At 69.6% G+C, this 7,159-nt stretch carries 6 protein-coding genes and 1 tRNA gene; 3 read left to right on the top strand and 4 right to left on the bottom strand.

The window, feature by feature from the left end; translation table 11 throughout:
• Position 1 precedes the first annotated feature (1 nt).
• The 3 genes from Q0581_RS03100 to Q0581_RS03090 form a co-directional block, all read right to left on the bottom strand.
• Positions 2-76, bottom strand: a tRNA-Val gene (locus tag Q0581_RS03100).
• 51 nt (positions 77-127) lie between these two features.
• Positions 128-1,417 (bottom strand): dicarboxylate/amino acid:cation symporter, encoded by a 1,290-nt coding sequence (locus Q0581_RS03095; RefSeq protein ID WP_298697509.1) that lies wholly within the window; start codon positions 1,415-1,417, stop codon positions 128-130.
• A gap of 71 nt (positions 1,418-1,488) precedes the next feature.
• On the bottom strand, positions 1,489-2,178 hold the full coding sequence (locus Q0581_RS03090; protein WP_298697507.1) for an HAD hydrolase-like protein: 690 nt from the start codon (positions 2,176-2,178) through the stop codon (positions 1,489-1,491).
• A gap of 73 nt (positions 2,179-2,251) precedes the next feature.
• On the opposite strand from Q0581_RS03090, the gene glmU reads away from it, so the two are divergent.
• From glmU to gor, 3 genes are read left to right on the top strand one after another with little or no spacing between them, the layout of a single operon-like run.
• Complete coding sequence (glmU, locus tag Q0581_RS03085) at positions 2,252-3,592, top strand: bifunctional UDP-N-acetylglucosamine diphosphorylase/glucosamine-1-phosphate N-acetyltransferase GlmU (RefSeq protein WP_298697506.1); 1,341 nt, start codon at positions 2,252-2,254, stop codon at positions 3,590-3,592.
• Entirely contained in the window at positions 3,589-4,275 is a 687-nt protein-coding gene (gene rpiA / locus Q0581_RS03080; RefSeq protein WP_298697505.1) for a ribose-5-phosphate isomerase RpiA, read from the top strand. Before glmU ends, rpiA begins: the two co-directional genes overlap by 4 nt.
• Before the next feature lie 24 nt (positions 4,276-4,299).
• The gene (gene gor, locus Q0581_RS03075) at positions 4,300-5,685 is read left to right on the top strand and encodes a glutathione-disulfide reductase (RefSeq protein WP_298697503.1); all 1,386 of its coding nucleotides are present in this window, start codon (positions 4,300-4,302) and stop codon (positions 5,683-5,685) included.
• 49 nt (positions 5,686-5,734) lie between these two features.
• On the opposite strand, the gene Q0581_RS03070 is transcribed toward gor, so the two are convergent.
• Entirely contained in the window at positions 5,735-7,156 is a 1,422-nt protein-coding gene (locus tag Q0581_RS03070; RefSeq protein ID WP_298697513.1) for a Ppx/GppA phosphatase family protein, read from the bottom strand.
• Positions 7,157-7,159 lie beyond the last annotated feature (3 nt).

Raw genomic sequence — 7,159 nt, 5'->3', positions numbered from 1 at the left:
ATGGTGGATGCGACAGGGATTGAACCTGTGACCCCCTCGGTGTGAACGAGGTGCTCTCCCGCTGAGCTACGCATCCATCAGATCGGGGAGGCGCGGACATAGCCCGGCCCTTCGCCCCGCGCAAGCGTTAGATGCCGGCGGCGCGAACCGTCTCGGGCGTCTCGGCGTCGGGGTCGCCGGGCAGCCAGGCGACCCGCCCGTCATAGACGTCGCGGTTCAGGATGTTTTCCTCGCGCGCGACCAGGACGGGCACCAGCATCTGGCCGGTGACATTGGTCGCGGTGCGCATCATGTCGATGATCCGGTCGATGGCGATGATGTAGCCGATGCCTTCCAGCGGCAGGCCCGCCGTCGACAGGGTCAGGGTCAGCATGACGATGCTGGTTCCCGGCACCCCGGCGGTGCCCAGCGAACCCAGCACGGCGGTCAGGCCGATCAGCACATACTGGGTCAGGCTCAGCTCGATGCCGAAGTACTGGGCGATGAAGATGGCGGCGATGGCCGGATAGATGGCGCCGCAGCCATCCATCTTCACATTGGCGCCCAGCGGCACGGCGAAGGCGGCATAGGCCTGGGGCACGCCCAGTCGCTCGACCGTCTGGCGCAGGGTGATCGGCAGGGTTCCCAGAGACGAAGAGGTGGCGAAGGCCGTCTGCTGGGCCGCGAAGGCGCCGCGGAAGAAGTTGACCACCCCCAGGCCATGCAGCTTCAGCAGGCCGGAATAGACGATCAGGATATGGAACAGGCAGGCCGCATAGATGGCGAAGATGAATTTGCCCAGCGGCAGCAGCGCCTCCCAGCCATAGCCCCCGACGACCGAGCCGATCAGGCCGAACACGCCGATGGGGGTCAGCTGAATGATCCAGCGCGTGATGCGGAAGATGACGGCGGCGCCTTCATCGACCAGTCGCCGCACCCCCTGGGCGCGATCCCCCAAGGCCACTAGCGCCGCCCCGACCAGGGCCGAGAAGAAGATGATCTGCAGCACCTTGCCTTCGGCCAGGGCGGCGAAGGGATTGCGCGGCACGATGCCGATCAGCACGTCTAGCGGCGTGGGGATCTCGCGCGGCTTCACCTCGCCCAGGGGCAGGTTCGACAGGCCCAGGCCGGGATTGATCAGATGGCCGAAGGCGAAGCCCACCAGCACGGCCAGCAGCGAAGTGATCGCGAACCACATCAGGGTGCGCATGCCCAGACGAACGGCGCCGACGCCTTCGCCCAGCCGGGCGATCGAACTGGCGATGGTGAACAGCACCAGCGGCGCCACCACCATGCGGATCAGGTTCAGATAGACATCGCCGATCGGCTGAAGCCAGACCGTCGCCTGTTCACGCAGGATCAGCCCCGCCACGATGCCCAGCACGAACCCCGCCGCCGTGCGCTGCCACAGGGGAATGGCGAAGAACCGTTTCAGCATCAGCGACGTCCATGAGTGGCGCAGAGACGTCCATGTGTGGTGCGGTGCAGCAAACTGCAACCGCGCAGGCGTCAGTTGGCGCTCAACAGCCGGTCGATCAGGGCGTCGATCTGATCGTAATGGTCCAGGGTCGCATCGCCGCCCATCGCGGCGGGCGCCGCGTCATTATAGCCGAAGCCCGCGACGATGCAGGGCATGGCGGCGTCGCGGGCCGCGCCGGTGTCGATGGTGCTGTCGCCGACCATGACCGCGCGGGCGGGGTCGCCTCCGGCGGATACGACGGCCTCATGCAGATGGGCTCCGGAGGGCTTGCGCGCCGACACCCGGTCAGGCCCGACCACGGCGGCGAAATGGCGGGTCAGGTCCAGGGCGTCCAGCAAGGCCAGCGACAGATCGGTACGCTTGTTGGTGGCGACCGCCAGGATGGCCCCGCGCGCCGCCAGCCGCTCCAGCGCCGCCACCGCCCCTTCGAACGGGCGGCTGTGGTCGGCGATGTGGGCGACATAGTCGGCTAGAAAGGCGTCGAACAGGGCCGGGTCGGTCGCCTCATGCTGGGCGGCGCCCGCCTCGGCGAAGCCATGCTCCAGCAAGGCCCGCGCCCCGTGTCCGACCAGATGTTTCGATTCGGCGACCGCCACCGGCCGATAGCCGCGCTGGACCAGCAGGCGGTTCAGCGTGCCGATCAGGTCCGGCGCCGTGTCGACCAGTGTGCCGTCCAGGTCGAACAGAACGGTCACGCCGGTCAGGTCTTTCACGGTCATGGCCCATTCTCCGACTGACGAAGAGGCGGGCTTTGGGCTAGATCGACCCGGACCACAAGCCGCCGGACCCATCATGACCGCACGCGCCGCCATCATCCTCGCCGCCGGACAGGGCACGCGCATGAAGTCGCCCCTGCCCAAGGTGCTTCACCCCGTGGGCGGCCGCGCCATGCTGGATCACGCCATCGACGCGGCTGAAGGGCTGGGCTGCGAGCGGATCGTGGTGGTGGTGGGCGACCATTCGCCCCAGGTGCGCGCCCATGTCGAGGCGCGGCTGGGCGCCGATGCGGTGGCGGTTCAGGACCCACCCCTGGGCACCGGCCACGCCGTATTGGCGGCCAAAGACGCCCTGGCGGGCTTCGACGGCCGGGTGGTCGTGACCTATGGCGACGTGCCCCTGCTGAAGGCGGGCGACATCGAGGCGGCGTTCGGCGGCGACGGCGTGACCGTGGTCGGCTTCGAAGCGCGCGATCCGACCGGCTATGGCCGCCTGCTGACCGACGCCGACGGGGGACTGGAAGCCATCGTCGAGCACAAGGAGGCGACGGCGGATCAGCTGTCCATCACCCTGTGCAACTCGGGCGTCATGGCCGCGCCGGCGGGCCTGCTGTTCGACCTGCTGGCCCAGGTACGAAACGACAACGCCAAGGGCGAATACTATCTGACGGACGTGGTCGCCCTGGCCCGAGCGGCGGGCGCTTCCACGCGGGTGACGCCTGCGGCCGAGGATGCGGTCATGGGCGTCAACGCCCAGGCCGAGCTGGCCCAGGCCGAGGCCCTGTTCCAGAAGGTCCAGCGCGAGACGGCCCTGGCCGCCGGGGTCATGATGCCGGCGCCCGACACCGTCCATTTCGCCTGGGACACCCGTATCGAGGGCGGGGCGACGGTCGAGCCCTATGTGGTGTTCGCCCCCGGCGTGACGGTGGCCGCCGGCGCCCGCATCCGCGCCTTCAGCCATCTGGAGGGCGCCGCGGTCGGACCGGGCGCCGAGGTCGGCCCCTATGCCCGCCTGCGCCCCGGCGCGGACCTGGGCGCCCGGGTCAAGATCGGCAATTTCGTCGAGGTGAAGAACGTCCGCATGGACGACGGCGCCAAGGCCAATCACCTGGCCTATCTGGGCGACGCCGCCGTGGGCGCGGGCGCCAACATCGGCGCCGGGACGATCTTCTGCAACTATGACGGGGTATTCAAACACCGCACCACGGTGGGCGAAGGTGCCTTCGTCGGCTCGAACAGTTCGTTGGTGGCGCCGGTGAGCATCGGTGCGGGAGCCATGGTCGGCTCCGGCTCGGTGGTGACCCAGGATGTGCCCGACGGCGCCCTGGCCCTGGCCCGCGCGCGCCAGGAGGTGAAGCCCGGCTGGGCCGCGCGCTTCCTGGCGATGATGAAGGCGAAGAAGGCGGCCGGAAAATGAGCGCGGACGATCAGAAGCGCCGCGCCGGCGAGGCGGCGGCCCAGCGGGTCGAGGCGGGCATGGTGGTTGGCCTGGGCACCGGCTCGACCGCGGCCTGGTTCGTCAAGGCGCTGGCGGCGCGGGGCCTGCCGGACCTGCGCTGTGTGCCGACGTCCGAGGCGACGGCCGAACTGGCCCGCGAACTGGGCCTGCCGCTGACCACCCTGGAAGACACGCCGCGCCTGGACCTGACGGTCGACGGCGCCGACGAGGTCGGGCCGGGCCTGGCCCTGATCAAGGGCGGGGGGGCGGCCCTGCTGCGCGAGAAGCTGGTGTGGGAAGCCTCGGCGAAATGCATCGTCATCGCCGACGCGGCCAAGGTCGTGCCGGTGTTGGGCGCCTTTCCCCTGCCGATCGAAGTCGTCGCCTTCGGGCACAAGACCACCGCCAACCGCATCGCCGATGTCCTGGCCGACCATGACATCGCCATGCCCGCGCGGGTGCGTCAGGCCGAGCGCGGACTGGTGCGGACCGATGGCGGCAATCTGATCTATGACGCCCGATGCGGCGCCATCCACGACCCCGCGCGTCTGGCTGATGATCTGAAGCTGGTCACCGGCGTGGTCGAGCACGGCCTGTTCCTGGACCTGGCCGATGAGGCGATCATCGGTGGCGATGACGGGGTTCAGATCCTATTTCCGTGACCCCTCCCATGATCGAGCGTTCCTATGGCTGACTACGACTACGACCTCTTCGTCATCGGCGCGGGTTCGGGCGGGGTGCGGGCGGCGCGTCTTACGGCGCTGGGCGGCAAGCGGGTGGCCATCGCCGAAGAGTTCAAGGTCGGCGGCACCTGCGTGGTGCGCGGCTGCGTGCCCAAGAAATTCATGGTCATGGCCTCCGAGGTCAGCCACGCGCTGGAGATCGCCGAGGGCTATGGCTGGACCATCCCCGACGCCACCTTCGACTGGCCGACTTTCATCCACGCCAAGGATGTCGAGATCGGGCGGCTGTCGGGCATCTACGCCGCCAACCTGGGCAAGGCGGGGGTCGATCTGGTGCATGGCCGGGCGGTGCTGAAGGACGCCCATACGGTCGAGATCATCGGCAAGGGCCGCACCATCACGGCCGAGAAGATCCTGATCGCCACCGGCGGCCGGCCCTGGGTTCCGGCCGACATGCCGGGCATCGAACACGCCATCACCTCCGAAGAGGCCTTCCATCTGCCGGAACTGCCCAAGCGCATCCTGATCGCGGGCGGCGGCTATATCGCGGTGGAGTTCGCGGGCATCTTCGCGGGCCTGGGGGTCGAGACGACGCTGATCTATCGCGGGCCGAACATCCTGCGCGGCTTCGACGACGACGTGCGCGCGCATCTGGCGGGCGAGATCGAGAAGCGCGGGATCAAGGTCATCCTGGGGTGCCAGCACACGGCGATCGAGAAGACCGAGACGGGCCTGGTCAACCGGCTGGAAAACGGCATGGAGATCGAGACCGACATCATCATGTTCGCCACCGGCCGAGTTCCCTACGTCAAGGATCTGGGGCTGGAGACGGCGGGGGTCGAACTGACCGAGGCCGGGGCGATCAAGGTCGATGAATTCTCGAAAACCACGGCCGACAACATCTGGGCTATCGGCGATGTGACCGACCGGATGAACCTGACGCCCGTCGCCATCCGCGAGGCCGTGGCCTTCCACGAGACCGTCTATCGCGACAACCCCATGGCCTTCGACTACGAGGCCGTGGCCACGGCCGTGTTCAGCCAGCCGCCGGTCGGCACCGTGGGCCTGACCGAGAGCGAGGCGCGCCATTCCTGTCCGGGCGAGGTGGATGTCTATGTCACCCGGTTCCGGCCGATGAAATACGCCTTCACCGGCTCGGACGAGCGGGTGCTGATGAAGCTGGTGGTCGATGCCACCAGCCAGAAGGTCGTCGGTGTGCACATCGTGGGGCCAGAGGCACCCGAGATGATCCAGCTGGCGGCTATCGCGGTGAAGGCCGGCCTGACCAAGGCGCAATGGGACGCTGCGTGCGCCGTCCACCCGACCATGGCCGAGGAACTGGTGACGCTGAAGGAAAAACAGACCCCGGCGAACGTCTCGGCCGGTTAGGTTTCGCCCCCCGAGGCTTGAACGGGGTCAGGGCGTCAGCGCCACGGCCTCAGATCTCCAGCGCCAGCCCCATGGTGTCGGCCAGGGCCCGGGCGCGCCGCCGCGTCTGTTCGCCCAGCAGCAGATCGGCATACCCCGGCGCCGCCGTCAGCCGCAGGGCGCCGCCGGTGATCTGAACCCCGGCGTTGGCCAGCAGGTGCGGCGACCGCCCGGACAGGTCGCAGCCCAGACGCATGGCCAGGCCCAGGGCGCGGGCGCGGGTGGCGGCGACGGGCGGCAGAAGGCGGGTCATGGCCTCCGGTTCCGGCGTGGCGGGCGCGCCGCCATAGCGGGCGTTCAGGGCGCTGGCCAGAAAGGCGCGCTCGGCATGGGTCTGGCCCGGAACCGGCGCCCGCAGCACCTGATCGAACACCAGCTCGACCCGGTGATCGGGATGCAGCCGGGCGCCCAGGTCGGCGACGTTGCAGGCGGCGCGGGCCAGCACCGCGTCGCGCTCCGGCCCGAAGGCCGTCGGCAGGGCGGTCAATATGGGCGCGATCCAGGCGTCCAGGGCGGCGGGCAGGGTGGGCGACACCCCCTGGCGGGCGCCCAGGGCCGCGCTGCCGGCCAACAGCGGGTCGATGGCCAGGGTCTCGGGGTCCAGCGATTCGAACAGCAGGCCCTCGCGCACGCCCCAGGCCGAGAATTCGATCCGCGACAGGTCCAGATGATCGATCAGCCGGTCCAGAATGACGGCGGCGTGGGGCAGGGTCTCGGCCCGCTTCTTCGACAGGCCCGGAACCTTGTCCAGCGATCCGGGCGAGGCGCGGCCGATCAGGCGGGCCAGGTCGCGCGCCTCCTCGGCGCTCATGGCGAACTGATGCACGATGCGCAGGGGGTGACCGCTGAAGGCCATCCGCACCTGAGCCAGGCTGCGCCAGGCGCCGCCCACGGCGTAAAGGGTCTGGGCGCGATAGTCGGCCGCGACGTCCTTCAGGGCCTTGTCGGCCGCCGCCTGAACCCGCTGGGGATCAAAGCCTTTCTTGCCGGTCAGGGAAAACGGACCCAGGGGCAGGGTGACCCCGCGCCCGACCGCGCCGTCTGCGATACGCACAAGCTCCAGACTGGCGCCGCCCATGTCGGCCACCACTCCGCCGGCCGACGGCGCGCCGGCCAGCACGCCCAGGGCGGCATAGCGGGCCTCGTCCTCGCCGGACAGGACGCGGACCTGAAGCCCGGTCTCGGCGGTGATGCGGTTGCGGAAATCCTCGCCGTCGCTGGCCTCGCGCACGGCGGCGGTGGCGGCGACGAACAGGGCCTGGGGCTGCACGCCCTCCAGCAGGGCGGCGAAGCGGCGCAGCGCCGTCAGGCTCATGGCGCAACCCTCGGGCGACAGCCGCCCGGTCGAGGCCAGGTCGCGGCCCAGCCCGGCCAGCACCTTTTCGTTCAGCACGGTCCACACCGCCCGGCCTTCCAGCCGATACAGCACCATCCG

The sequence above is a fragment of the uncultured Brevundimonas sp. genome (assembly GCF_937863155.1).
Lineage (GTDB): Bacteria > Pseudomonadota > Alphaproteobacteria > Caulobacterales > Caulobacteraceae > Brevundimonas.
This window is presented reverse-complemented; position numbering and strand designations above follow the sequence as displayed.